The sequence below is a fragment of the Streptomyces griseoviridis genome (assembly GCF_005222485.1).
Taxonomy (GTDB): Bacteria; Actinomycetota; Actinomycetes; order Streptomycetales; family Streptomycetaceae; genus Streptomyces; species Streptomyces hintoniae.
In genome coordinates this window covers 853,040-877,495 of sequence record NZ_CP029078.1, presented here as the reverse complement: position 1 = coordinate 877,495, position 24,456 = coordinate 853,040, and the positions used below count along the sequence as shown (strand labels likewise).

Genomic DNA, 24,456 nt, shown 5'->3' with positions numbered 1-24,456 from the left:
GCTCTGCGGATAATTGATTCCGTAAAGCGGAAGAACTGGAGGGTGTGGGATGGGTCAGCAGGAGAAGGTGGCGACGAGCCTCGCGGGCGCCGTCAGCGAGGAGATCAGCGCCTCCCTCGCGCCGGTCGACGCCGAACTCGAACGCCGCTACCCCGGCGACCCCGGCACCCGTCAGCCCGTCCACACCGTGTACGTCCCCGCCGACGTCCTCGCCGCCGACACCGTCCGCTCCTGGGGCGACCAGGCCCTCGACGCCCTCGACCGGCACGCCCCGGACGCCGCCTCCCTCGCCGCCGTCCTCGGCCTCGACGACGCCCTCGCCGCACCCGTGTACGACCGCGTCCGGGCCAAACTGGAACGCGAGCCGATCGAGGATCTGCGCGTCGACTTCGAGGACGGCTACGGCACCCGCCCCGACGCCGAGGAGGACGCCGCCGCCGCCCGCGCCGCCCGGCTCGTCGCCGAGGCGTACCGCGACGGGACGGCCGCCCCCTGGACGGGCATCCGCATGAAGTGCATGGAGGCACCGGTGCGCGACCGGGGCATCCGCACCCTCGACATCTTCCTCACCGGCCTGCTCGACGCCGGCGGTCTGCCCGACGGGCTCGTCCTGACCCTGCCCAAGGTGACCTACCCCGAGCAGGTCACCGCCATGGTCCGGCTCCTGGAGAGCTTCGAGAAGACGCGCGGCCTCCCGCCGGGCCGGATCGGCTTCGAGATCCAGATCGAGACCAGCCAGGCCATCCTGGCCACCGACGGCACCGCCACCGTCGCCCGCATGATCCAGGCCGCCGAGGGCCGCGCCACCGGACTCCACTACGGCACCTTCGACTACAGCGCCTGCCTCGGCGTCTCCGCCGCCTACCAGGCCAGCGACCACCCGGCCGCCGACCACGCCAAGGCCATCATGCAGGTCGCCGCCGCGGGCACCGGCGTCCGGCTCTCCGACGGCTCCACCAACGTCCTGCCCGTCGGACCCACCCCGAAGGTCCACGACGCCTGGCGGCTGCACCACCGCCTCACCCGCCGCGCCCTCGCCCGCGCCTACTACCAGGGCTGGGACATGCACCCCGGCCACCTCCCGACCCGGTACGCGGCCGTCTTCGCCTTCTACCGCGAGGGCTTCGAACAGGCGGCGGCCCGGCTCACCCGGTACGCCCACCGGACCGGCGGCGACGTCATGGACGAGCCCGCCACCGCCAAGGCGCTCAGCGGTTATCTGCTGCGCGGCCTGGACTGCGGGGCCCTCGACATCGCCGAGGTGGCCCGCGCCACCGGCCTGACCCGCGCCGACCTGGAGGCGTTCGCGCTGCCGAGGCGCGCCGACCTGACGGCGTCCGCGCCGTAGCGGCGAGCGGCCGTGTCCACGGCGTCGGGCGCGGGGCTCAGGCGAGTTCCTCGAAGCCGGACGCCGTGACCAGCTTCTCCTCGGCGAACAGCCGCGTCCCCGCCTCGCACAGCACCGGGTCGGCCCGCGCCCGGCGGCTGAACTCCCGCGCGGTGTACCCGAACAGCTCCCTCAACCCCCGCGACTGAAGCAGGAGTTCGGTCAGCAGGGCACGCTGGTCGCGCAGGTGCGGACGCGGCGAGCCCGAGCCGTCGAGCAGCACACCGCGCCGGTTGACGTATCCGTACGCGCCGGGCAGCACCGTCCCGTCCGCCAGCTCGATCCGCACTTCGGAGGCGGGCAGCCAGACCCGCAGATAGTGGCCGCCGGGCAGCGGCACGCCCTCGCTCGCGTCGACCACCGCGAGCTGCCCGGCGTCGAACCACGTCACGAACAACTCCCGCACCGTGTCGGGCGAGCGGAAGGGCGACGCCGACATGTACCCCATCGGGCTGACGTGCGCGGAGACGCCCACCTCGACCCCGGTCACCCGGGCCCGGGTCATCGGGACCGGCGATCGGAGGCCGGCCGTGGCCATCTTGTGCCTGAGCTGCCCCGGACAGGCGTTGGAGCCGACCGCCAGGACCGGGACGCGCTCCGGATGCACCAGCCGGTCGAGCGGCAACAGCCGGTCGCCGTCGAGGAGTCCGGAGTCGCGGGGCCACATCCCCGGGTAGCTCAGCGGGTGTTCGCGTGGCGCCTCGGCGAGGCCCAGCGCCTCCAGTGTGCGGTCCGCCATGAACTCCTCAGTTCGCCGGGGGCAGTTCGCCCGAGCCGCGCGCGATCAGGCGGGTCGGCAGCTCGATGCGCTCCGGCGCCAGGAGCGTGCCGTCCAACTGGCGGAAGAGACGCTCGGCGGCGGTACGGCCGAGGGCCGCGGAGTCCTGCGCGACGACGGTGAGGCCGGGCTGCAGCAGATCGGCCAGCTCGATGTCGTCGAAGCCGACCAGCGCGACCGGCCGGGCGCGCTCGGCGATGACCCGGATGGCCGTGACGGTGACGCGGTTGTTGCCGGTGAAGATCGCGGTCACCGCGTCAGGACCCGACAGCATCTCCTCGGTCGCCCGCCGCACCCGCGTCGGATCGGTGACCCCGAGCGACATCCAGGAGCCCTCGACCGTGATGCCGGCCTCCTCCATGGCCGTCCGGTAGCCGCGCAGCCGCTCCGCCGCGGTGTGGATGCGGGGCATGTCACCGACGAAGCCGATCCGGCGGTGGCCGTGCGCGATGAGGTGGGCGACACCGTCCCTGGCGCCGCCGAAGTTGTCGGACAGCACCACGTCCGCGTCGATCCGGCCGGCCGGCCGGTCCACGAACACCGTCGCGACGCCCGCCCGCACCTCGGGCTCCAGATACCGGTGGTCGTCACCGGCCGGGATGATCACCAGCCCGTCCACCCGGCGCGCGCACAGCGCGAGCGCCAACTCCTGCTCGCGGTCCGGGTCCTCCGCGCTCGACCCGTTGATCAGCAGCGCCCCGTGCGCCCGCGCCACCTCCTCGACGGCGCGGCTGAGCGGTCCGTAGAACGGGTCGGCGAGATCCTCCAGGACCAGGCCGATGCTGGCGGTGCGGCCCTTGCGCAGCACCCGCGCGCTGTCGTTGCGGCGGAAGCCCAGCGCGTCGATGGCCTCCTGCACCCGGCGCTCGGTCTCCTGGGTCACGCCTGACTCGCCGTTGACCACCCGGGAGACGGTCTTGAGCCCCACCCCGGCGCGCGCGGCGACGTCCTTCATGGTCGGGCGGTTGCCGTAGCGGTGGGTGGGAACGCCTGCGGTGCGGCGGGCAGTCTCGGGCACGATGCGCTGTCCTTGTCCTGTCTCGTCCATAGGGGTGCGTCGGACCATAGGGATGTATGAGGATGTGGCGTCGAGCATAGAGCCTGGACAACGTTGTCATATGCGCGAGAGACTGTCCACCGCAATCTCCGGCCTGCGCCCCCACCGCCAGACCGGTCCGCTCCTCTCCCGCACCCGGTGGGGGAGGTTCCCACTCGATGGGAGATCCGATGGTTGACGGGGAGATCCGACACTGATGCACACCGACCTCGTGGCAGCGCTCGACATCGGCGGCACGAAGATCGCCGGAGCGCTGGTGGACGGCCACGGCCAGATCCTGGTGCGATCCCAGCGCCCGACGCCCGCGCAGCGGGACGGCGAGACCGTGATGCGGGCCGTGGAGGAGGTGCTCGGCGAGCTGACGGCCTCGCCCCTGTGGGAACGGGCCGGCGCGCTCGGCATCGGCAGCGCGGGCCCGGTGGACGCGTCCGCCGGCACGGTGAGCCCGGTGAACGTACCGGGCTGGCGCGACTATCCGCTGGTGCGCCGGGTACGGCAGGCCGCCTGCGGGCTGCCGGTCGAGCTGATCGGCGACGGCGTCGCGATCACCGCGGCCGAGCACTGGCAGGGCGCGGCCCGGGGGCACGACAACGCGCTGTGCATGGTCGTCTCCACCGGAGTCGGCGGCGGCCTGGTGCTGAACGGCCAGCTGCATCCCGGCCCCACCGGCAACGCGGGTCACATCGGCCACATCAGCGTCGACCTCGACGGCGACCTGTGCCCGTGCGGCTCGCGCGGCTGCGTGGAGCGGATCGCGAGCGGCCCGAACATCGCGCGCCGCGCCCTGGAGAACGGCTGGCGGCCCGGCCCCGACGGCGACGTCTCGGCCGCCGCGGTGGCCGAGGCCGCCCGCTTCGGCGACCCGGTCGCGACGGCGTCGTTCCAGCGGGCCGCGCAGGCGCTGGCCGCCGGGATCGCGGCCACCGCCACGCTCGTCGAGATCGACATCGCGGTGATCGGCGGAGGCGTGGCCAAGGCGGGCGACGTCCTCCTCACCCCGCTGCGCAAGGCCCTCGGCGACTACGCGACCCTGTCGTTCGTGCAGCGCCTCGCGGTCGCGCCGGCCCAGATGGGCACGGACGCGGGACTGGTGGGCGCGGCGGCCGCGGCACTCGCCAAGCGGACGGACGCGGCGACGGTCTGAGGGGCGGCGGCGTGGACGTACGGCGAGGCGGCGGGTGCGGTGGGGTGCTGCGCGCCGGGACGGCGTCGGGGCGGGAAGCAGGAACGTTCCCGCCGGTCGCTCGGGGCTCGGCGCCCGGCGGTCGGGGACACGGACCGCCCTCGGACCGGGTCCGGGATCCGCTCCGCGCGGGGTGGCCGCCGGAGCACGACCGTGACCCCGGTGGCGGTCACGCAGTTGAGCCGGGCATGAAGAAGCGCAGCCTGCTCGCCATCGCCTCCCTCGCCACCGGTTTCGTCGTCGCGGCGGTCACCCCGTCGCACGCCGAGGACCACACCGTCCTGGACGACCTGAACGTCAAGGACACCATCAGCGCGGTCGACAGGACCGTCAGCCAGGACAGCTTCGCCATGGACGAGCACAGCCTCGGCCAGAACGGCTGATCCCGGGCCCCGACCACACGGCGGCGCCGGTGCCTCGTCAGGGAGGGCACCGGCGCCGCCGTGTGTCAGTACTGGACTCGCACTGGTTTCCGAGACGGGGTGAAGCGGGCAAGCCTCACAAGGCCAAGAGAAGAGGGGGAACCGTGATCGTCTGGATCAACGGCGCGTTCGGTGCGGGGAAGACCACCACCGCACGGGAACTGATCGACCTGATCCCGAACAGCACGATGTTCGACCCGGAGGTCATCGGCGGAGCTCTCGCCCAACTGCTCCCGCCCAAGCACCTCGCCGAGGTCGGCGACCACCAGGACCTGCCGATCTGGCGCCGCCTGGTGATCGACACGGCCGCCGCGATGCTGGCCGAGCTGGGCGGGACCCTCGTCGTCCCGATGACCCTGCTGCGCCAGGAGTACCGCGACGAGATGTTCGGCGCTCTCGCCGCCCGGCGGATCGGCGTCCACCACTTCGTCCTCGCTCCCGCGGAGTCGGTGCTGCGCGTCCGCGCGGCCGACCGCGAGCTGCCGTCCGACCCCGTCGACGGCGCGCCGCGCGGCCGGCGGTGGTCGGCCGACCACATCGAGCCCTACCGGGCCGCCCTCGCGTCCTGGCTCAGCGCCGACGCCCACCTCGTCGACACGAGCGCGCTGAGCGCGCGGGCGGCGGCCGGCCGGATAGCCGAGGCCGTCGGCAACGGCGAGGTGCCTGCCTGCGACATCGTTCAGACGCCCGAGCCCACCAGCGAGACCCTCGCCTCCGGAGTCCTCCTCTTCGACGAACGGGACCGGATCCTGCTCGTCGACCCCACGTACAAGGCCGGCTGGGAGTTCCCCGGCGGTGTCGTCGAACCCGGCGAGGCACCCGCGAGAGCCGGTATCCGCGAGGTCGCCGAGGAGACCGGCCTGCACCTCGCGGACGTACCGCGGCTGCTGGTCGTCGACTGGGAGGCGCCCGCGCCCCCCGGGTACGGCGGGCTGCGGCTCCTCTACGACGGCGGTCGGCTCGACTCCGGGGAGGCGTCCCGTCTGATGCTGCCTGGCCCCGAACTCCGCGACTGCCGCTTCGTCACCGAGAGCGAGGCGGCCGACCTCCTCCCGCCCGTCCGCTACGAACGCCTCCGCTGGGCCCTGCGGGCGCGCGAGCGGGGCGCGGCGATGTACCTGGAGCGCGGGATCCCGGTCCCCTGACCAGGCCCGGCGGGCAGCCGACGGCACGCGCGCGGGGCGCCGTCCGAAGTCGGTGCCGGGTCAGCTCCTCCGCCGCACGGCACGCGCGCGTGGCCGCGGCGGACACCGGCGCCGCGACGGCCGACCGGACCCCGCACGCCACGCGCGCGCGGCGGGCGTTCCTGACGGACGGCCAGGGCGCGGCGGAAGCACGGCATGCGGGGGGGGCGACGGGGCCGGCACGGAGCGTGAGGCCCGGCACTGAAGCACGGCACGCGCGCGTGGCGGCCGTTGCTGACGGACGGCCACGGCGCGGCGGAAGCACGGCATGCGCGCGGGGGGCGACGGGGCCCGGCACGGAGCGTGCGGCCCGGCACTGAAGCACGGCACGCGCGCGGGGCGGCCGTTCCTGACGGACGGCCACGGCCCCGGCGGAAGCACGGCACGCGCGCGTGGGGGCGACGGGGCCCGGCATGGGGTGTGAGTCCCGGCACTGAAGCACGGCACGCGCGCGTGGCGGCCCTTCCTGACGGACGGCCACGGCCCGGCGGAAGCTCGGCACGCGCGCGTGGGGGCGACGGGGCCCGGCACGGGGTGTGAGTCCCAGCACCGAAGCACGGCACGCGCGCGTCACGGTCGTTTCTGACGGACGGCCACGGCCCGGCGGAAGCTCGGCACGCGCGCGTGGGGGCGACGGGGCGGCTCGTCCCGTTCGTTGATCACCGTCCCTGATCACTTTCCCTGATCACCACGGCGAAGCGCGGCCCGCGCGTGGGGCGACGGTCGTCCGTGCGACGTCGCCCCGCGCGCGGGCCCGGCGTGGGACCTCCGCGGCGGGGTGTCGGCTCAGCCGGCCGCGTAGTTGCGCAGGAACAGGGCCTCCGCGACCGACAGCCGCTCCAACTCGTCGGGCGACACGCTCTCGTTCACCGCGTGGATTTGGGCCTCCGGCTCGCTCAGCCCGATCAGCAGGAACTCGGTCTCGGGGTAGAGCCCGGCGAGGGTGTTGCAGAGCGGGATGGAGCCGCCCTGACCGGCGTACTGCATCTCCTGGCCCGGGTAGGCGACGGACATGGCCTCGGCCATCGCCGCGTACGCCGGGCTCGTGGTGTCCGCGCTGAACGCCTGGCCCTGCCCGGTCTGCTCGGTGCTCACCCGCGCGCCCCACGGCGTGTGCGCCTCCAGGTGGGCTTGAAGCAGCTTGGTCGCCTCGACGCTGTCCACGCCCGGCGGCACCCGCAGGCTGACCAGCGCGCGGGCGCTCGCCTGCACCGACGGCGTGGCGCCGACCACCGGCGGGCAGTCGATGCCGAGGACGGTGACCGCGGGCCGCGCCCAGATCCGGTCGGCGACCGTGCCCGAGCCGATCAGCTCGACGCCGTCCAGCACCTTGGCGTCCTGCCGGAACTGCTCCTCGTCGTACTGGAGCCCCTCCCAGCCGGAGTCGGAGGCGAGCCCGTCGACCGTCGTCGAGCCGTCCTCGGCGCGCAGCGAGTCGAGGACGCGGATCAGCGCGCTCAGCGCGTCGGGGGCCGCGCCGCCGAACTGCCCCGAGTGCAGGTTGCCTTCGAGGGTGTCGACGCTCACCCGCACCAGGGTCATGCCGCGCAGCGTGGTGGTGACGGTGGGTAGGCCGACGCGGAAGTTGCCCGCGTCCCCGATGACGATGGTGTCGGCCGTCAACAGCTCCGGGTGCTGCTCGGCGTAGCGTTCGAGACCGCCGGTGCCCTGCTCCTCCGAGCCCTCGGCGATCACCTTCACGTGCACCGGCACGCCGCCGTTCGCCTTGAGGGCGCGCAGCGCGAGCAGGTGCATGATGACGCCGCCCTTGCAGTCGGCGGCGCCGCGCCCGTACCAGCGGCCGTCGCGCTCGGTCAGCTCGAACGGCGGGGTGGTCCAGGCCGCCTCGTCGAGCGGCGGCTGCACGTCGTAGTGCGCGTAGAGCAGAACCGTTTTGGCGCCCTCGGGTCCGGGCAGATGGCCGTAGACCGACTGGGTGCCGTCGGGGGTGTCGAGGAGGGCCACATCCTCGAAGCCCTCGGCGCGCAGCGCGTCGGCGACCCAGCCGGCCGCGCCCTCGCTCTCCGACTTCGGGAACTGGTCGAAGTCCGCCACCGACTTGAAGGCGACCAGCTCGGCCAGCTCCGTCCGCGCCCTCGGCATCAGCGAGGCGACGGTCTCGGCGACCGGATTCGACGTCATGGGCACGCTCCTGGTGGGTGCGACGTTGTGCAGTACATGTGGGTACGAAGATCCTCCCACAGTGGCCTGCCGTGACAGCCGCCGTAGGATGCGGGGGACAGTGCGGCAGACGGCTTGATCGGAGCAGCGGACCATCGTGAGCGGCGAGAACTCTTCGGCGGACGACGTGCAGCAGGTGTGGGACGTCGTGGTGGTGGGCGCGGGGCCCGCGGGGGCCTCGGCGGCCTATGCGGCCGCTGTGGCGGGACGGCGGGTGCTGGTGCTGGAGAAAGCGGAACTGCCCCGCTACAAAACGTGCGGGGGAGGCATCATCGGCCCCTCCCGCGACTCCCTCCCACCGGGCTTCGAGCTGCCCTTCCGGGACCGGGTCAACGCGGTGACGTTCTCCAACAACGGCCGCTTCACCCGCACCAGGCGTTCCCGGCAGATGCTGTTCGGGCTCATCAACCGGCCCGAGTTCGACCAGCAGTTGGTCGAGCACGCCCAGAAGGCGGGCGCGGAGCTGCGCACCGGCGCGACCGTGCAGCGGGTGGAGCAGCACGGCTCGGCCGTGCCCGACCGGCGGACGGTCGCGGTCGTCCTCCAGGGCGGCGAGACACTGCTGGCGCGCGCCGTGGTCGGCGCCGACGGCAGCGCCAGCCGCATAGGCGCTCACGTCGGCGTCAAGCTCGACCAGGTGGACCTCGGCCTCGAAGCGGAGATCCCGGTACCGGAGACGGTCGCCGAGGACTGGCGGGGGCGCGTCCTCATCGACTGGGGCCCGATGCCCGGCAGTTACGGCTGGGTCTTCCCCAAGGGCGACACCCTGACGGTCGGCGTGATCTCCGCGCGCGGTGAAGGCGCGGCCACCAAGCGGTACTTGGAGGAGTTCATCGGCCGGCTCGGACTGGCCGGCTTCGAACCGAGCATCTCCTCAGGCCACTTGACCCGCTGCCGGGCCGACGACTCGCCGCTGTCCCGCGGGCGCGTGCTGGTCTGCGGCGACGCGGCCGGGCTGCTGGAGCCGTGGACCCGCGAGGGCATCTCCTTCGCGCTGCGCTCCGGGCGGCTCGCGGGGGAGTGGGCGGTGCGGATCGCCGAGGCGCACGACGCCGTGGACGCCCGTCGCCAGGCCCTGAACTACGCGTTCGCCGTCAAGGCGGGCCTGGGCGTCGAGATGAGCGTCGGCAAGACGATGCTGGCGATCTTCGAGCGCCGACCCGGCCTCTTCCACGCGGCGCTGACCGGGTTCCGGCCCGCGTGGAACGCGTTCCGGGAGATCACCCAAGGCAAGACCACCCTCGGCGAACTGGTCCGCACCCACCCGATGGCCCAGCGCGGTCTGGCCGCGTTGGACCGCCGCGCACCCGCGCCGGCGGAGACGGCGGAGACGGCGGCGGCCGAGTCGGCCGAGCCCGACGAGCCGGCCGGTGAGACCGGCGGCCGGACGGACGGCCGGACGGCCTCCTCCTGACGGACCATCGGCGGCCCGGTCCTCCGGGCCGCCCCGTCAGCCCCCGGACACCGGGCACCGGCAGCCCCCGGCCGCGCCGTCGTCCGGCTCGCCCGGATGCAGCAGCGAGTCGACGGCCACCCGCACATAGGGCAGCGTGCGGTCAGGAGCCGCGCTGAGGGCCGGGGTCCGCACCGCCAGCCGCAGCAGCGTCATCCCCAGCATCCACGCCGCCAGCAGCTCCGCGCGGATCTCCGCGTCGGGGCCGTCGAGACGGGCGGCGAAGCTCTCCGTGAAGACCTCGGTGACGTCGGCGCGCAACTGCCCGACGGCCTCCTCCCGGCTGGGCGAGCGGAGCATCGTCAGCACGGGATGCGGGACTTCGTCCTCGTCAGGACCGTGGAACGCGACCCGGTGCAGCCACTCCGCCACCTCATCGAGGGGCAGCTGACGCAAGGGTTCGAACAGGGCCGTGCTGCTCGTCGAGACGGCCTCGAACAGCCCTTGTTTTGAGCCGAAGTAGCGGTAGACGAGAGCGGCGTCGACCTCCGCCGTCCTGCCGATGTCACGGATGCTGGTGCCGTCGTACCCGTATTTCCCGAAGCACCGGGCCGCGGCGCTCACCAGGGCCGCTCGGCTGCCCTCCGCGTCGTATCTGCGGGTCGTCGTGGAGCGTCCGCGGCCCCGTTTCGCTTCCTCTGGTGTGTCCACCTGATACCTCCGCCTGGGCTGTTTCCGTACATGTTCGCGGTCGTGGCCTGCCCTGTCGAAAAGCAGCCATTCAATGTCATCGATCGTTGACAAGTAGCTGAGTGATCCACGTAGCTTGGCGGCGCCTGCTCCTCGGCGAAGCCGCTGCCCGAATGTGCGGAAAGGGTCGTTCTCATGTCCTCTCGACGTGTCGTCGTCATCGGAACCGGCTATGTCGGCCTGACCACCGGCGCCTGTCTCGCCTCCCTCGGACACCGCGTGGTGTGCGCCGACGCCGACGCCCACAAGGTCGAACGGCTGCGCAGGGCGGAGGTCGACATCCTCGAACCGGGGCTGCCGGAAGCCGTCCGCGACGGACTCGGCTCCGGGCGCCTGGAGTTCGTGCGCGACCCCCGGGCGGCCGTGGAGAGCGCCGAGGTGGTCTTCCTCTGCCTGCCCACCCCGATGGGCGTCGGCGGCGCCGCCGACCTGGCCGCCGTCGAGGCCGTCGCCGACGAGATACGCGACCGGCTGCCGCGCGGCGCGGTCGTCGTCAACAAGTCCACCGTGCCGGTCGGAACCGCCGAACGCGTCGCCGCGCTCCTCGGCCGCCTCGATGTGACGGTGGTCAGCAACCCGGAGTTCCTCCGCGAGGGCCACGCCGTCCACGACTTCCTCCACCCCGACCGCATCGTGGTGGGCGCCGCCGACCCGGACGCGGCCCGGCGGGTGGCCGACCTGTACACCGGCATCGACGCGCCGCGCGTCCTCACCGACACCGCGGGCGCCGAACTCATCAAGTACGCCGCGAACTTCTTCCTCGCGATGAAGCTGTCCTTCGCGAACAACCTGGCCACCCTCTGCGAACGGCTCGGCGCGAACATCGACGACGTGGTCGCGGGCATCGGCCAGGACCCGCGCATCGGCGGCGCCTTCCTCGCCCCCGGCCCCGGCTGGGGCGGTTCCTGCCTGCCCAAGGACACCCACGCGCTGCTGCGGGTGTGCGAGGAGTCGGGCGTGGAGTTCCCGCTGCTGCGGGCCACCATCGAGACGAACGTCGAGCACCAGCGCCGCCTCGTCGAGCGGATCGCCGCCCGCTGCGCCGGACCCGACGGCACCCTGCGCGGCGTCCGGCTGGGGCTGCTCGGCCTCGCCTTCAAGGCAGGCACCTCCGACCTGCGGGACTCGCCCGCCCTGGTCATCGCCCGCCAACTGCGCGAGCGCGGAGCCGAGTTGTACGCCTACGACCCCGCGCTGAGCGAACTGCGCCCCGACCTCAGCGACCTGCTCACGGTCGTCGGCACGCCCCTCGCCGCCGTCGAGGGCGCCCGCGCCTGCGTCGTCCTCACCGAGTGGCCCGAGTTCCGCGACCTGGACTGGGCCGCCCTCGCCGGACGCCTCGACGCCCCGCTCGTCTACGACTTCCGCAACGTCCTCGACCCCGAACGCCTCGACCGGGCCGCGCTGTCCTGGGAAGGCGTCGGCCGCTCACCGGCGATGGCCCGCTGACCGGCGACGGCCCGCTGACGCCGATGGCCCGCTGACCGCCCCCACCACTTCTCTCCTCACGCTCATCGACCCCCACCGAAAGGCTTGTCGTGCGGGTACTGTTCACCACGATCGGAAGCCCCTCCCACGGCCGCGCCCAGTTACCGCTGGCCCGAGCGCTCGCGGCGGCCGGACACGAGGTGCTCGTGGCCACCACCCCCTCCGTCGCCCCCGTCTTCGAACACGACGACGTCCGCGTGACCGTCTCCATGGGTGACTTCTCCCCCAACTCCTTCATCACCCCCGAACTGGCCGAACCCGCCCTGCGCCCCGGCCTCGACGACGCCGAACGCCAAGCGGCCTTCCGCGGCGTCCTGTTCCGGGCGATGGCGGGCCCGATGGCAGCCGAACTCCTCGACCGGAGCCTGCCGGTGGCGCGGGAGTTCCGCCCCGACCTCGTCCTGCGCGACGGCATGGACCTCAGCGCGTGCCTGGTCGCCGAGTCCCTCGGCGTCCCGCACCTGCCCACCCCCTCGGGCACCAGCAACCTCGTCGACCCCGCCGACGTGCTCGAAGGACTCAACACCCTGCGCGCGAAGCGCGGGTTGCCCACGAAGGACGACCCGCTGTCGATCGTGCCCCACGGGCGCGTCGACTACGTGCCCGCCGCCTTCTCCTTCGCCGAGCACCTGCCCCCGTCCGAACTGTCCTACCGGCAGACCGTGTCCGTCGACCGCGGCGCGGCCCTGCCCCGATGGATCGCCGAACTCCCCACCGACCGGCCCCTGGTGCTCGCCGCCCTCGGCACCGCCCTCCCCATGATCAAGAAGATGGCCGCCGAGGACGACCAGGGCCGGCCGCCGTTCCCCGTGCCCGACCCCGAGCAGACGCTGCGGTCGATGATCGAGGCGGTGTCACGGCTCGACGAGTGCACCGTCGTCGTCGCCACCTCGGGCATCCCCGCCGACACCGCGGCGCTGCCGCCGCACGTGCGCGTCACCGACCGGGTGCCGCAGCCGCTGCTGCTCGAAGCGGTCGACCTGTTCCTCACCCACGGAGGCTTCAACAGCATCCGGGAGTCGCTGCGCACGGCCACCCCGATGGCCGTACTGCCCCAGTTCGGCGACCAGTTCGGCAACGCCGCCCGGGTCCAGCGGCTCGGGCTCGGCCGAATGATCACCGACACCGCACCGGACGGCATCACCGAGACGCTGCGCACGGTCCTCGCCGACCCCGGCGCCGCGGCCAGGGCCCGCGAGGCCCGCCTCGCGATGCTCACGCTGCCGGAGATCGACTGCGCGGTGTCCGACCTGGAGAAGATCGTCTGACGGTCCGCCGACCGTCCGCGGGAGCCGTCCGGCCGTCGAGGCGGACGGCTCTCCCGGTACCCCCTCACCCCACCCGGCGAAGAAGGAACCCCATGCCGTTCTCCCCACCCTCCACCACGGCCGTCCGGGGCGCCCCATGACCACCTCCGACGCCGCCGCGTTCGACACCGCCGACGGCCCCGACCCACAGGCCGCTCCCGCACGGCTCGAGCACCGGCAGATCGTCACCGTGCTGTCCGGGCTCATGGTCGGCATGTTCCTCGCCGCCCTCGACCAGACCGTCGTCGCCTCCGCGCTGCGCACCATAGCCGACGACCTGCACGGGCTGACGGCGCAGGCGTGGGTGACGACCGCCTACCTCGTGACCGGCACCATCGTCAGCCCGCTCTACGGGAAGCTCTCCGACATCTACGGCCGCCGCCCGGTCTACCTGTGCGCCATCGTGCTGTTCGCCGCCGGCTCCCTGCTGTGCGGATTCGCCACCTCCATCTACGAGTTGGCGGCCTTCCGGGCCGTACAGGGGCTGGGCGGCGGCGGGTTGATGTCGCTCGCCATGACGATCATCGCCGACCTCACCTCACCCAGGGAACGCGGCCGGTACCAGGGCTACATCACCGCGGTCTTCGCCGGCGCGAGCATCGCGGGACCGCTCGTCGGCGGGGTGTTCGCCGGGCAGGCCACCCTCGGGGGGCTGGCCGGCTGGCGCTGGATCTTCCTGCTCAACGTGCCGCTCGCGGTGCTGGCCGTCATGGTGGTGCTGCGCGTACTGCATGTGCCGCACCGGCCGGTGCGCCACCGCCTCGACTACGGCGGCGCGGCGGCCCTGGTCGTCGGCATCGTCCCGCTCCTCGTCGTCACCGAGCAGGGCAGGGCCTGGGGTTGGGGCTCGGGACGCGCCCTGACCGCGTACGCGCTCGGGCTGGTGGGCCTGATCGTCTTCGTGCGCTGCGAGCGCCGGATGGGCGACGCGGCCCTGCTGCCGCTGCGGTTGTTCCGCATCCGGGCGTTCCGACTCGGCTCCGTCCTGCACTTCACCGTCGGCATCCCGATGTTCGGCGCCATGACGACACTCCCGCTCTACCTCCAACTCGCCCAGGGCATGAGCCCGATGCGGGCCGGACTCGCCACCCTACCGACCGTCGTCGCGAACGTGTCGGTCACCCTCCTCGTCGGCCGGCTGATGGCGCGGACCGGCAAGTTCAAGGTCCACCTGGTGGCCGGCGTCGGCTCGCTCACCCTCGCCCTGCTGGTCTTCGCGACGCTCCGGGCGGACAGCCCGCTGTGGTACGTCTCGATCGGCATGCTCTTCATGGGGGCGGGGCTCGGCGCCGCGATGCAGACGATCACCACCCTCGCCCAGTCCGAGGTGCCCCGCGCCGACATGGGCGCGGCGACCGCGTCCGTGAACTTCTTCCGCTCCAACGGCGGGACGGTGGGCGCCGCCGCGTTCCTCTCCGTCCTCTTCTCCCTCGCGGGCTCACGGATCGGCGAACGCCTCACGGCGGCGCGGGGCGAGCCGGCGTTCCGGCGGCTCGCCGAGGAACCGGAGAACGCCCGCGCCCTCGACGGCGTGCTGCGGACCGACGGCAGCGTGAACCTGGAGGACTCGGCCTTCCTGCACGCCCTCGACCCGCGCGTCGCCCACCCGTTCCTCGACGGCTACGTCAGCGCCATGCAGGTGGTCTTCCTCGGGGGAGCGGCCGTGGGCCTCATCGCCTTCGTGATCGCGGCCTGGCGGGTGCCCGACACCAGACTGTCGGCGGACTGACGCCGCTCCGTGCGGCCAGGCGGCGCCGCCCCGCGAGGGGAGTGCGCGGAGTGAGTGGGGGACGCGGCCCCACGGGTGGTTGACGGGGCCGTGGCATTCGGGTGTTCCGTGTGGCGTGCGGGTGAAGCGCGGTTCGAAGGCGGGTCCTGTTGGGGAGTCCTGTCACGTCCCCAAAACCCTCTCGATCGGGAGAAAACATGCGTATGCGCACCACCCTCGCCGCCGGCCTCCTCGCCGTCACGGCCGTTCTGGGCAGCGCCGGGTCGGCCCTGGCCCACGACCGTCACGACGACCACTCCGGTGGCGGCTTCAAGGCCTGCGGCATGGTCGCGGGGGCAGGCAACGGCAAGGGCTTCTACGCCAACGGCTGTGCCGAGGCCCACTGGCAGGGCACGGTCCAGGCCGCGGGCCGCTTCCCCTTCTGACCCCGGAGAAACAGGGTCCAACGGGTCCGTGCCGCAGCCAGTCGGCACGGGCCCGTCACGTTCTCTGCTCGCACCGGCCCGGGGAGCACAGGCGATCACCTCGCCCGACTCCAGCGGGCTCGGGACCGTGCACCCGGCGGGTGGCGAAACCGCCGGGCGCACGGTGGGGGAGCAGGTCCGCCCGAGAGGCGAAGACGGCCGCCCATGACGACGGCGCAACGGACCGGACTCTCTGCTACGGTGCGCGGATGGCGGGGAAGAAGGCCGAACAGGCGCTCGTGGACCAGTGGCGGGACATCCTGGCACTGCATGCCCGCACCCAGTGCGAGTTGGACCGCGCCCTGCACCGACACGGCCTGTGCGCCAGCGACTTCGAGGTGATGGACGTCCTGGCCTCGCACTCCTGCGGTTTCCGCGTCCAGGAGATCTCCGAGCGCGTCCATCTGAGCCAGAGCGCGCTGTCCCGCCTGATCGCACGCCTTGAGGGCGACGACCTCGTCGCGCGGGCCATGTGCCAGGAGGACCGGCGGGGCGTGCGGGTCACGCTGACCGGGAAGGGACGCGCGCTGCACGGCGAGGTACTGCCGGTGCAACGCGCGGTGCTCACCAGGATGTTGACGGGCTGAACCCGCGTTCGCCGCCGGCCCCCGGAGTCAGACCGCCGACGTCGTCCGCCACAGGTCGACGAGGCCGGTGTCGCCCGTCACGGTCGGGAACGGCCCGCGATTCCACAGCGCCAGGTACAACTCCTCGGCCGTTCCCGCCACTTTGCAGTCGGCGGCCCCCGTGTCGCCCCGCTCGGCCGTGGGCTTCTCCCGCGACAGCCGTACGGTCCACACCTCGCCCCCGCCTTCGGTGACCCGGACCCGCAGCACCCGTGGCTCCTCGCTGCGGACCTGGCTCCTGGAGCGGGCCTGGAAGCCCCGCAGCAACTCGTCGATGCCGTCCGCCGCGAAGGCCGGCTCGATCGCGGTCGGCGTCTCGCGGAGCGCCGACTCCGCGTCCACCCGGTGGATCGCCGTCTCGTGGGCCTGCCTGCGGGCCCAGAACGCGAGCGGGGACGGCGCGGGCAGGAAGTGCCAGCAGTCGAGGTCGGACGGCGCGGCGGCGAGGGCGTCGACCAGCCGCCGGTGCCCGATCCGGAACCAGCCGAGCAGCGCGTCGCCGTCCAGGTCGGGCGGTGTGCCGAGGCGCCGGAAAGCGCTGTGCCCCTCGACGACGTAGGCCGTCGCCCAGCGGTGCACGGCCCCGATGTGCCCGACGAGGTCCTGGATCCGCCAGTCGGGACAGGTCGCCACCTTCGCCTCCGGGCCCGCCTCCTCGGCCGCCACGGCCAGCAGCCGGCCCTCCCGGTCCACGGTCCGCACGAACTCAGCTGTCTCCATGGCGCGAGTCTGCCGCACGATGGAAGATCATGGCAGGGACATTCCCGCACCACACCCGCACCACCAGCGACCATTGCGGCGCCACAAGCGACAGAGACAGCGAGGAGCACACCGTGATCGACCAGGAGTCCGCGCCCGTGCGGCAGACGATCGCCCAGGACCTGCTGGTCAGCCCCGACTTCGACGCGGAGACCGAGATCGCGCGCCGAGTGGCCTTCCTCACCGACCAGTTGACTTCCACGGGACTGCGCGCGCTGGTCCTCGGCATCAGCGGCGGGGTCGACTCCACGACCACCGGACGGCTCTGCCAACTCGCCGTCGAGCGGGCCAGGGAGGCGGGCCACGACGCCGTGTTCTACGCGATGCGGCTGCCCTACGGCGTGCAGGCCGACGAGAAGGACGCCCAGCTCGCCCTTGATTTCATCCGCGCCGACGAGGTCCTCACCGTCGACGTGAAGCCCGCCAGCGACGCCGCGTTGGACGCGGTGCTGGCCGCCGGGACGGTGTTCCGCGACGCCGGCCACCAGGACTTCACCCACGGCAACATCAAGGCGAGGCAGCGGATGATCGCCCAGTACGCGGTGGCGGGCGCGCACAACGGCCTGGTCGTCGGCACCGATCACGCGGCCGAGGCCGTCTCCGGCTTCTTCACCAAGTTCGGCGACGGCGCCGCCGACGTCGTCCCGCTGACCGGGCTCACCAAGCGGCGGGTCCGCGCCGTCGCCGAGGCGCTGGGCGCACCGGCGGAGCTGGTCGGCAAGGTGCCGACCGCCGACCTGGAGACCCTCAACCCCGGCCTGCCCGACGAGGACGCGCTCGGTGTGACGTACGACGACATCGACGACTTCCTCGAGGGCAGGCCCGTCGCGGAGGAGGCGGCCCTCGCGATCGTGCGCCGGTACCGGGCGACCGAGCACAAGCGGCGGCTGCCGATCGCGCCGTGAGCGAGCGCGGTGCGGCCGAAGGGCGTCGCCCACTCCCGACCCGTCCGCACCGCGCCCGTCATGACGGCCGGCCAGTCCTCAACGGCCGGACGCCTTGCGGGTGGTGAAGCCGATGGCCGCCGCCGTCGCGGCCAGGATCGCCACGCTGGTCAGGGCGGCGGGCAGGGAGAGCCAGTCCGCCATGAAGCCGATCGTCGGCGGCCCCAGCAGCATCCCGCCGTAGCCGAGCGTGGAGGCGAGGGCGACCCCGTCAGGGCCCGCCACCGCGCCCGCCCGTTCGATCGACACCGGGAAGAGGTTGGCGAGCCCGAACCCGGCGACCGCGAACCCCAGCAGCGCCGCCCAGGTCGTCGGCGCGAGCGCGCCGAGCAGCATGCCGGCCGCGGCGGTGGCGCCGCCGAACACGATCACCCGGGTCGTCCCGAGCCGCATCAACTGGGCCGTTCCGGAGAGCCGTCCGGCCGTCATGGCGAGCGCGAACAACGAGTAGCCGGCCGCCGCGAGCCCGGCCGAGGTGCCCAGATCCTGTTCCAGGTGCAAGGCGCCCCAGTCCGCCATCGCGCCCTCGCCGTAGGCCGTGCAGAGGGCGATGACACCGAACGTGACGACGATCCCGCGCCGCGCGGAGGACGCGCGCCGGGGCGCGCGGCCCGCGGGGTCGGACGGCTCGGGCAGCGGGGCGTCCGGGCGCGGCTCGCGGACGGGAGGGCGGAGCCGGATCAGCGAGGGGCCCGCGACCGCCGTCACCAGCAGGCCGATCACCGCGAGCCCCAGCAGGTGCTGGGTGGGGGTGAGAGACCCGGCGACCAGTCCGCCGAGCCCGGCGCCCGCCATGGCGCCCAGGCTGAAGGCGGCGTGGAAGCTCGGCATGATCGGCCTGCGCAGGGCCGCGACGAGATCGACGGCGGCGCTGTTGAAGGCGACGTTGATCCCGCCGTACGCGGCGCCGAACAGCAGGAGCACGAGGCCCAGCGAGAGCGCGGAGTGGGTGAGGGGCGGCAGGGCCACGCTGAGGGAGAGCAGGACCGCGCAGACGACGGTGACCTGGTGGCTGCCGTAGCGGCGGCAGAGTCTGCCGGTGAGGGTCATCGTGATGACACCGCCCGCCGAGACCCCGAGGAGGGCGAGGCCGAGCGCGCTGGCGGAGGCGCCGATCTGGTGCTTGATCGCGGGGATCCGGACGACCCACCCGGCGAAGACGAAGCCGTCGAGGGCGAAGAAGAGGGTGAGGGCCAGGCGGAGCCGGGCGAGATGGCTTGCGGTACCCGGCACGACGCTGTGCGAGCGGGTTTTGTTTATGAGCGGCACAAAAGAAGGCTAGGGGGAGGGGGGCGAGGGCGGCAAGGAGGGGTGGGGTGCGGTGCGGCACTTCCGGCGGGGAGGGGTGTGGGTGCGGCGAGGAGGGGTGGCGTGTGGGGGTGGCGCGGTCCGGCGAGGTGGGGCGCTTCCGGCGGCCAGGGAGGGGAGGAGGGTGCGCGGTCCGGCCAGGGGCGGTGCTTCCGGCGGGGCAGGGAGGGGAGTGGGCCCGCGGTGTCGTGGTCGGTGGTGGGCGGACTCGCTTTGGTCGTGCTCGATGCCTTGACGTGCCCTTGACAGTGTCGGTTGTATGGGAGCGCTCCCACGCTTGAGCCGCCCCCCCCGTGTCGCACCCTCCGGATTCCCCGTACGGCCGTGCACGGCCCGCACTCCCCACGTTCTGCGCCCCCCGCACCCCCTGGCACTGCCCGCAATTTCGTACTCCCAGCACCCCTCGTACTCCCAGCACCCCTCGAACTCCCTGCACCCCCGCACCTCACCCCGAGCCTGAACGTCCCGGGCCCTGACTCCCTGGAGCCGCAGTGAGAACCGCAAGGAGCCCCCTCGCCCGTCTGCTCGCGTCCCTGGCCGGCCTTCTCGGGCTCGTCCTGGTGGGCGGTGGCCTCTCCCAGGCCTCCGCGCACGCGGCCGAGCCGCCCGCCGCCCTCGCCACCGGCCTGCACATCGCGGGCGGCAGACTCGTCGAGGGCAACGGCAACGACTTCATCATGCGGGGCGTCAACCACGCCCACACCTGGTACCCCGGCCGCACCCAGCAGTCGCTGGCCGACATCAAGGCGCTCGGCGCCAACGCCGTCCGTGTCGTCCTCGCCGACGGGCACCGCTGGTCCGCGAACAGCGCCTCCGACGTCGCCGGTGTGATCAGCCAGTGCAAGGCCAACCGGCTGATCTGCGTCCTCGAGGTGCACGACACGACCGGATACGGCGAGGACTCCGCGGCGGGCACCCTCGACCAGGCCGCCGACTACTGGATCGGCCTCAAGAGCGTCCTCGCCGGCCAGGAGGACTACACCATCATCAACATCGGCAACGAGCCCTGGGGCAACACCGATCCGGCCGGCTGGACCGCCCCCACCATCGCCGCCGTCAAGAAGCTCCGCGCCGCCGGATTCGCGCACACCATCATGGTGGACGCGCCCAACTGGGGCCAGGACCTCCAAGGCGTGATGCGCGCCAACGCCCAGGCGGTGTACGCCGCCGACACCACCGGCAACCTGATCTTCTCGATCCACATGTACAGCGTCTACGACACGGCCGCCGAGATCACCGACTACCTCAACGCCTTCGTCAACGCCAAACTACCCATCCTGATAGGTGAGTTCGGAGGCCCCGCGGACCAGTGGGGCGATCCGGACGAGGACACCATGATGGCCACCGCCGAACAGCTGCGGCTCGGCTATCTCGCCTGGTCCTGGAGCGGCAACACCGACCCGGTCCTCGACCTCGCCCTCGACTTCGACGCGACCCGTCTCAGCTCCTGGGGCCAGCGCGTCTTCAACGGCGCCAACGGCATCGCCAAAACCGCCCGCGAGGCCACCGTCTTCAACGGCTCCACCCCCACCGACACCCAGGCGCCCACCGCACCCGGCACCCCCACCGCCACCGCCGTGACCGCCACGTCGGCCACCCTGAGCTGGACGGCCGCCACGGACAACGTCGGCGTCACCGGATACGACGTCGTCCGGATCAGCGGCGGCACCGAGACCGCCTTCGCCACCGCCACGTCCCACACCGTCAACCTGACGGGGCTCACCGCCGACACCACCTACACGTTCGCCGTGTACGCCCACGACGCGGCCGGCAACAAGTCCGCGCGCTCCGCGACGGTGAGCGTCACCACCGCCAAGGGCGGCGGCACCCCGGGAGCGACCTGCTCCGTGGGCTACCGGATCGTCGGCGACTGGCCGGGCGGTTTCCAGGCCGAGTTGGCCATCCGCAACACCGGCACCACGGCGATCAACGGCTGGACGCTCGGCTTCTCCTTCGCCGACGGGCAGACCGTCACCAGCATGTGGGGCGGCACCGCGACCCAGACCGGCGGCGCGGTGAGCGTCGCCGCCGCCTCCTACACCTCGTCCGTCCCCGCGGGCGGCTCCGTCACCGTCGGGTTCCTCGGCAACAAGGCCACGACGAACACCGCGCCCACCGCGTTCACGCTCAACGGCAGTACCTGCGCGACCAGTTGAGCAGAGCCGCGGCGCCGGACGGCAGGTCGTGCCCGCTGTCCGGCGCCGCGGTCGGGCCGGCGGTCAGCCCAGGCAGATCACGAGCAGGCAGAGCTTCGCGGGCGCGGCCGAGTCCGCGGGGTCGGCGGACTCGGATGCCTCCGGTGTCCGCGACGTGTCCGGCGTCGAACTCGGCTGCCGGGCACCGGAGTCCGAGGCGCCCGTGTCCGACGGCGAAGAGGCGGACGTCTCCTTGGCCGGGTCGGACGTCTCCGTGACGGCCGACCGCTGCCCTCGGTCCGGCAACCGCGCGGCGTCGGCCGTCGTCCCTGCCGGGGACGGGGTCCTGGCCGACGTGTCGGCCTTCCCGCTCGGGACCAGCTTCAAGGCCGTCCGGGACGCGGACGCCGACCGGCCGTGCGGGCCGTCGGCCGCGGTCGACGGAGCCGCCGGGGTCACCACCCGCGTGGTCCTGTGCGTGGACGGCGGGGTCGACGAAGGGCCGACCGGTTCGGTCCGCTCCTCGGCGCCGCCCATACCGCGGGTGTCGGGCGCGGCGTCGGCCTGTGCCCGGTCCGCCGGCTGGCGGTTCATCGCCGCGACGCTCAGCCCACCGCCGACCAGGGCGACGGCGGTCGCGACGGCGGCCCGCCGCTTGTTCTTCTTCCACCGCGCCAACTGCCGCCGCCTCGCGGCCCGGCCCGCCGCGACGACCGGCGCGTCCACGATGTCGTCGGCGTGCGGGAGGGGTTCGGGCTCCGGGGCCTCGGGGGCGAGACCGCTGCCGTAGGCCGACACGGTCGTCCGGGGCGCGATGTCCGGGGCGTAGGCCCCGCACCCGGGGCACACCAGAGCCCCGTTGAGATGCCGACGGCACGTGGAGCAGTAGTCCATTTCGGTCTTTCTGGCACGTTCGTACAGGGGAGCGATCGGCCAGTAACGCTAACGGTGCCCGCGCGGCGCTGTGTGCAGTCTGTGTGCCGCTCCTGCGCGGATTCAGGGCCGCGGTGGGGACAAGGGGGGATGAGAGGGGCAAGAGGTCGCGAGGGAGGGCGAGGGTGTGGGGTGCGCCGACGCTCCGGCGCACCCCACGGCCGACCACCTACGCCCTGCTGGGCCAACTAGCAGCTTCCTACGGGTAGTTGGTCAGATTGGCCACGTTGGTGCCGGAGTTGGAGGGGCCTCCGGTGTTGTTGATGACGTGGCTGATCGTGCCCGTACCGCCCAGGGACACCGTCAGCATGCTGGTGAAGCGGACGTTCGGGTTGTTCGGTGCCTCGATGGCGCGGGCGGCCGTCACGCCCGGGTTGACGTTGAAGTAGCAGTAGCTGCCCAGCCCGTACGCCTGGTGGCTGGTGACCGAGTCGGCGACCTTGTAGGCGGCGTAGCCCTGGGTCGAACCGTTCATCCAGGCCGCCTGGTTGGGCGGGTCGTACGGCATCTCGTTCTGGTAGAAGTAGGTGCGCCCGCCGTTGCCGTTCCAGACGGTCTGGTACTTCTGGTAGTGCTCGACGAACAGCCCGTACATCGTGACGTTGTCGCCGTTGACGATCAGCCCGGTGTCACCGGTGTTGCTGGTCCAGCCGACGCCCGAACCGTGGTCGGCCCGCCAGATCCACATGTGGTCGCCGATCACATGGTCGCTGTTGACGACGAGGCTGGTGGTCGCCTTCCCGACGCCCGCGCCGCCGACGCGGAAGTACACGTCGTGCAGCGAGGTCGGGTCGGCCGCGTGCGACGCGGACGCGCCGGGCGGGCCGACCTCCATCAGGGTGGACGAGTTGGTGGTGCCCGCGTCGAAGAGCAGACCGGCGATCTTCACGCCGTCGACGTCGGCGACCTTCATCGCGGTGATGCCCTGGTCGGGTACCAGGGTGGCGAGACCCAGGCCGAGGACGACCGTGTCGGGCCGGTTGACCTGAAGGGTCTGGTCGAGGTGGTAGACGCCCGGAGTGACCAGCAGGTTCTTGCCCGCCGCGAGCGCCGCGTTGATCTGTGCCGCCGTCGCGCCTTGCTTCACGACGTAGAAGCTGTCCAGGGACAGCGAGGAGCCCGCCGGGGTGCCGCCCGCCCAGCTGGTACCCGTGGAGTTGGTCCGCAGGGACGGGACGAACACCTGGTAGGCGCCCGCGCCGTCGACGTACAGGAACGGCTTCTCCCGGGAGACCGGGGTCTGGGCGACCGTCGTGTACGGCGGGTTGGGGAAGCTGGTCCCCGGGACGCCCTGGCTGCCGACGAAGACCATGTTCCAGTTGGCGCCGGTCCAGCTGCCGAGCTGCGAGTTGCGCGTCAGCCACTGCTGCTGGCTGCCGGAGTTGACCTGTCCGTCGATCTTGCTGTCGGCGAGCAGGCCGCCGCTGGACCAACCGCCGTCGTCAAGCGCCAGGTTGCCCCGCAGATGCATCCGGCGGTAGGCCGCGGCCTGCGAGACCGCCCAACGGTCGCTCCCGCCGGTCGGGTTGACCGAGAGGTTCTCGGCGCCGCGCCAGAAGTTCTGGGTGGCGTTGCCCTGGAACCAGTCGGCCTCCGCGTGCACCGCGCCGCTCACCGTCACCGCGTCCGGGGTGAGCCCGAGCCCCAACACCTGCGTGTAGAAGCCGACGTTGACGTCCGCGCTGTACGCGCCCGGCTTGAACATCACCGCGTAGCGCTGGGACCCGAACTGGTTGGTCTCCTGCTGCTTGAAGAGGGAGTTCAGCTTGGTCTGGATCGCCGACGCCGACATGGACGGGTCGAAGACGACGACGTTCGGACCGAGGTCGGGATCGGCCGTGGACTGGGCCACCGGAACCACCTGGAAACGTTGGGCCGCCGAGCCGTTGCACGTGTACTGCACCAACTGCACGCTGTCGGCGAGGGACGCGGCCGGATCGTCGAGGCACTTGCCGCTGTTGCGGTTCACGAAGTGGAAGGCGCCCCCGCCGTCGTCCACGGGCAGCCACTGCTGGTTGGTGCCGCCGCCGTACGCCCAGAGCTGGGTGGCCGCGTTGTCGGCCGTGGAGACGCCGGTGACGTCGACGACCTGTTCTGGGCTCGGCCGGTTGTTGATGCGGACGTAGCCGTTGCTCGTGGTGGTGAAACTCCACTGCTGGGCCGCGCTGTTGTTGCAGGCGTACTGCTGTACGGCGGTGCCGTTCGCGGTCCCCGCCGCCCGCGCGTCGAGGCACTTGCCGCTGGCCGCGTTGACCAGGGTGGACCAGGAGGCGGGCAGCGCGGTCGGGGCGGCCTCGGCCGGGACCGCCGTCAGGACGGAGGCGGCGGCCGCCGCGACCAGCGCGACGACACCGGCTCTGCGGCGTGTGGAGGGCGTGGCGGATGCGGGGGGTGGGTGGCGGAACACGGCTCTCCTTATGGGGGGTTG

Annotated in this window: 20 protein-coding genes; 12 read left to right on the top strand and 8 right to left on the bottom strand. The window is 72.9% G+C overall.

Going from position 1 to position 24,456, the window contains the following annotated elements:
* Positions 1 to 49: 49 nt before the first annotated feature.
* Positions 50 to 1,348 carry a DUF6986 family protein gene (locus DDJ31_RS03665; protein WP_127181735.1) on the top strand — a complete coding sequence of 433 codons (1,299 nt, stop codon included), beginning with the start codon at positions 50 to 52 and terminating at the stop codon, positions 1,346 to 1,348.
* Positions 1,349 to 1,385: 37 nt separating this feature from the next.
* Here the strand turns inward: DDJ31_RS03665 and DDJ31_RS03660 are convergent, their stop codons facing one another.
* Both DDJ31_RS03660 and DDJ31_RS03655 read right to left on the bottom strand, forming a co-directional pair.
* Complete coding sequence (locus DDJ31_RS03660) at positions 1,386 to 2,126, bottom strand: hypothetical protein (RefSeq protein WP_127181736.1); 741 nt, start codon at positions 2,124 to 2,126, stop codon at positions 1,386 to 1,388.
* A gap of 7 nt (positions 2,127 to 2,133) precedes the next feature.
* On the bottom strand, positions 2,134 to 3,183 hold the full coding sequence (locus DDJ31_RS03655) for a LacI family DNA-binding transcriptional regulator (protein ID WP_127181737.1): 1,050 nt from the start codon (positions 3,181 to 3,183) through the stop codon (positions 2,134 to 2,136).
* 235 nt (positions 3,184 to 3,418) lie between these two features.
* On the opposite strand from DDJ31_RS03655, the gene DDJ31_RS03650 reads away from it, so the two are divergent.
* From DDJ31_RS03650 to DDJ31_RS03640, 3 genes are all read left to right on the top strand, one after another.
* On the top strand, positions 3,419 to 4,366 hold the full coding sequence (locus DDJ31_RS03650; RefSeq protein ID WP_127181738.1) for an ROK family protein: 948 nt from the start codon (positions 3,419 to 3,421) through the stop codon (positions 4,364 to 4,366).
* A 227-nt stretch (positions 4,367 to 4,593) separates the two neighbouring features.
* The gene (locus tag DDJ31_RS03645) at positions 4,594 to 4,788 is read left to right on the top strand and encodes a hypothetical protein (RefSeq protein ID WP_127181739.1); all 195 of its coding nucleotides are present in this window, start codon (positions 4,594 to 4,596) and stop codon (positions 4,786 to 4,788) included.
* Positions 4,789 to 4,931: 143 nt separating this feature from the next.
* Entirely contained in the window at positions 4,932 to 5,972 is a 1,041-nt protein-coding gene (locus DDJ31_RS03640) for an NUDIX hydrolase (RefSeq protein ID WP_127181740.1), read from the top strand.
* 825 nt (positions 5,973 to 6,797) lie between these two features.
* Here the strand turns inward: DDJ31_RS03640 and DDJ31_RS03635 are convergent.
* Positions 6,798 to 8,153: a dipeptidase gene (locus tag DDJ31_RS03635; RefSeq protein WP_127181741.1), complete on the bottom strand. Its 1,356-nt coding sequence runs from the start codon at positions 8,151 to 8,153 to the stop codon at positions 6,798 to 6,800.
* Between the two features lie 136 nt (positions 8,154 to 8,289).
* Here DDJ31_RS03635 and DDJ31_RS03630 point away from each other — a divergent pair, with 136 nt between their 5' ends.
* Complete coding sequence (locus tag DDJ31_RS03630; RefSeq protein WP_171480766.1) at positions 8,290 to 9,606, top strand: geranylgeranyl reductase family protein; 1,317 nt, start codon at positions 8,290 to 8,292, stop codon at positions 9,604 to 9,606.
* Between the two features lie 36 nt (positions 9,607 to 9,642).
* Here DDJ31_RS03630 and DDJ31_RS03625 read toward each other — a convergent pair whose 3' ends face one another.
* On the bottom strand, positions 9,643 to 10,296 hold the full coding sequence (locus DDJ31_RS03625; protein ID WP_127181742.1) for a TetR/AcrR family transcriptional regulator: 654 nt from the start codon (positions 10,294 to 10,296) through the stop codon (positions 9,643 to 9,645).
* A gap of 174 nt (positions 10,297 to 10,470) precedes the next feature.
* Here DDJ31_RS03625 and DDJ31_RS03620 point away from each other — a divergent pair, with 174 nt between their 5' ends.
* The 5 genes from DDJ31_RS03620 to DDJ31_RS03600 all read left to right on the top strand — a co-directional run bounded on the left by DDJ31_RS03620 (position 10,471) and on the right by DDJ31_RS03600 (position 15,910).
* Complete coding sequence (locus DDJ31_RS03620) at positions 10,471 to 11,784, top strand: UDP-glucose dehydrogenase family protein (protein ID WP_127181743.1); 1,314 nt, start codon at positions 10,471 to 10,473, stop codon at positions 11,782 to 11,784.
* Positions 11,785 to 11,873: 89 nt separating this feature from the next.
* Positions 11,874 to 13,091, top strand: coding sequence for a glycosyltransferase (locus DDJ31_RS03615; RefSeq protein ID WP_127181744.1), 1,218 nt, complete (start codon positions 11,874 to 11,876; stop codon positions 13,089 to 13,091).
* A gap of 136 nt (positions 13,092 to 13,227) precedes the next feature.
* Positions 13,228 to 14,859, top strand: a complete 1,632-nt coding sequence (locus DDJ31_RS03610; RefSeq protein WP_127181745.1) for an MDR family MFS transporter — start codon at positions 13,228 to 13,230, stop codon at positions 14,857 to 14,859.
* A gap of 197 nt (positions 14,860 to 15,056) precedes the next feature.
* Entirely contained in the window at positions 15,057 to 15,284 is a 228-nt protein-coding gene (locus tag DDJ31_RS03605; protein WP_127181746.1) for a hypothetical protein, read from the top strand.
* A 248-nt stretch (positions 15,285 to 15,532) separates the two neighbouring features.
* The gene (locus DDJ31_RS03600; protein ID WP_127181747.1) at positions 15,533 to 15,910 is read left to right on the top strand and encodes a MarR family winged helix-turn-helix transcriptional regulator; all 378 of its coding nucleotides are present in this window, start codon (positions 15,533 to 15,535) and stop codon (positions 15,908 to 15,910) included.
* A gap of 27 nt (positions 15,911 to 15,937) precedes the next feature.
* Here the strand turns inward: DDJ31_RS03600 and DDJ31_RS03595 are convergent, their stop codons facing one another.
* Positions 15,938 to 16,669 carry a maleylpyruvate isomerase family mycothiol-dependent enzyme gene (locus tag DDJ31_RS03595; protein WP_127181748.1) on the bottom strand — a complete coding sequence of 244 codons (732 nt, stop codon included), beginning with the start codon at positions 16,667 to 16,669 and terminating at the stop codon, positions 15,938 to 15,940.
* Between the two features lie 29 nt (positions 16,670 to 16,698).
* On the opposite strand from DDJ31_RS03595, the gene nadE reads away from it, so the two are divergent.
* Entirely contained in the window at positions 16,699 to 17,613 is a 915-nt protein-coding gene (gene nadE / locus DDJ31_RS03590) for an ammonia-dependent NAD(+) synthetase (RefSeq protein ID WP_127181749.1), read from the top strand.
* Positions 17,614 to 17,691: 78 nt separating this feature from the next.
* On the opposite strand, the gene DDJ31_RS03585 is transcribed toward nadE, so the two are convergent.
* A complete protein-coding gene (locus DDJ31_RS03585; protein ID WP_127181750.1) occupies positions 17,692 to 18,885 on the bottom strand; it encodes an MFS transporter in 1,194 nt (397 codons plus the stop codon).
* A 566-nt stretch (positions 18,886 to 19,451) separates the two neighbouring features.
* Between DDJ31_RS03585 and DDJ31_RS03580 the strand changes: the two genes are divergently transcribed.
* Positions 19,452 to 21,116 carry a cellulase family glycosylhydrolase gene (locus tag DDJ31_RS03580; protein WP_127181751.1) on the top strand — a complete coding sequence of 555 codons (1,665 nt, stop codon included), beginning with the start codon at positions 19,452 to 19,454 and terminating at the stop codon, positions 21,114 to 21,116.
* Between the two features lie 63 nt (positions 21,117 to 21,179).
* Here the strand turns inward: DDJ31_RS03580 and DDJ31_RS03575 are convergent, their stop codons facing one another.
* Positions 21,180 to 21,989: an SCO2400 family protein gene (locus DDJ31_RS03575; protein ID WP_127181752.1), complete on the bottom strand. Its 810-nt coding sequence runs from the start codon at positions 21,987 to 21,989 to the stop codon at positions 21,180 to 21,182.
* A 238-nt stretch (positions 21,990 to 22,227) separates the two neighbouring features.
* Positions 22,228 to 24,435: an RICIN domain-containing protein gene (locus tag DDJ31_RS03570; protein ID WP_127181753.1), complete on the bottom strand. Its 2,208-nt coding sequence runs from the start codon at positions 24,433 to 24,435 to the stop codon at positions 22,228 to 22,230.
* Positions 24,436 to 24,456: the final 21 nt, after the last annotated feature.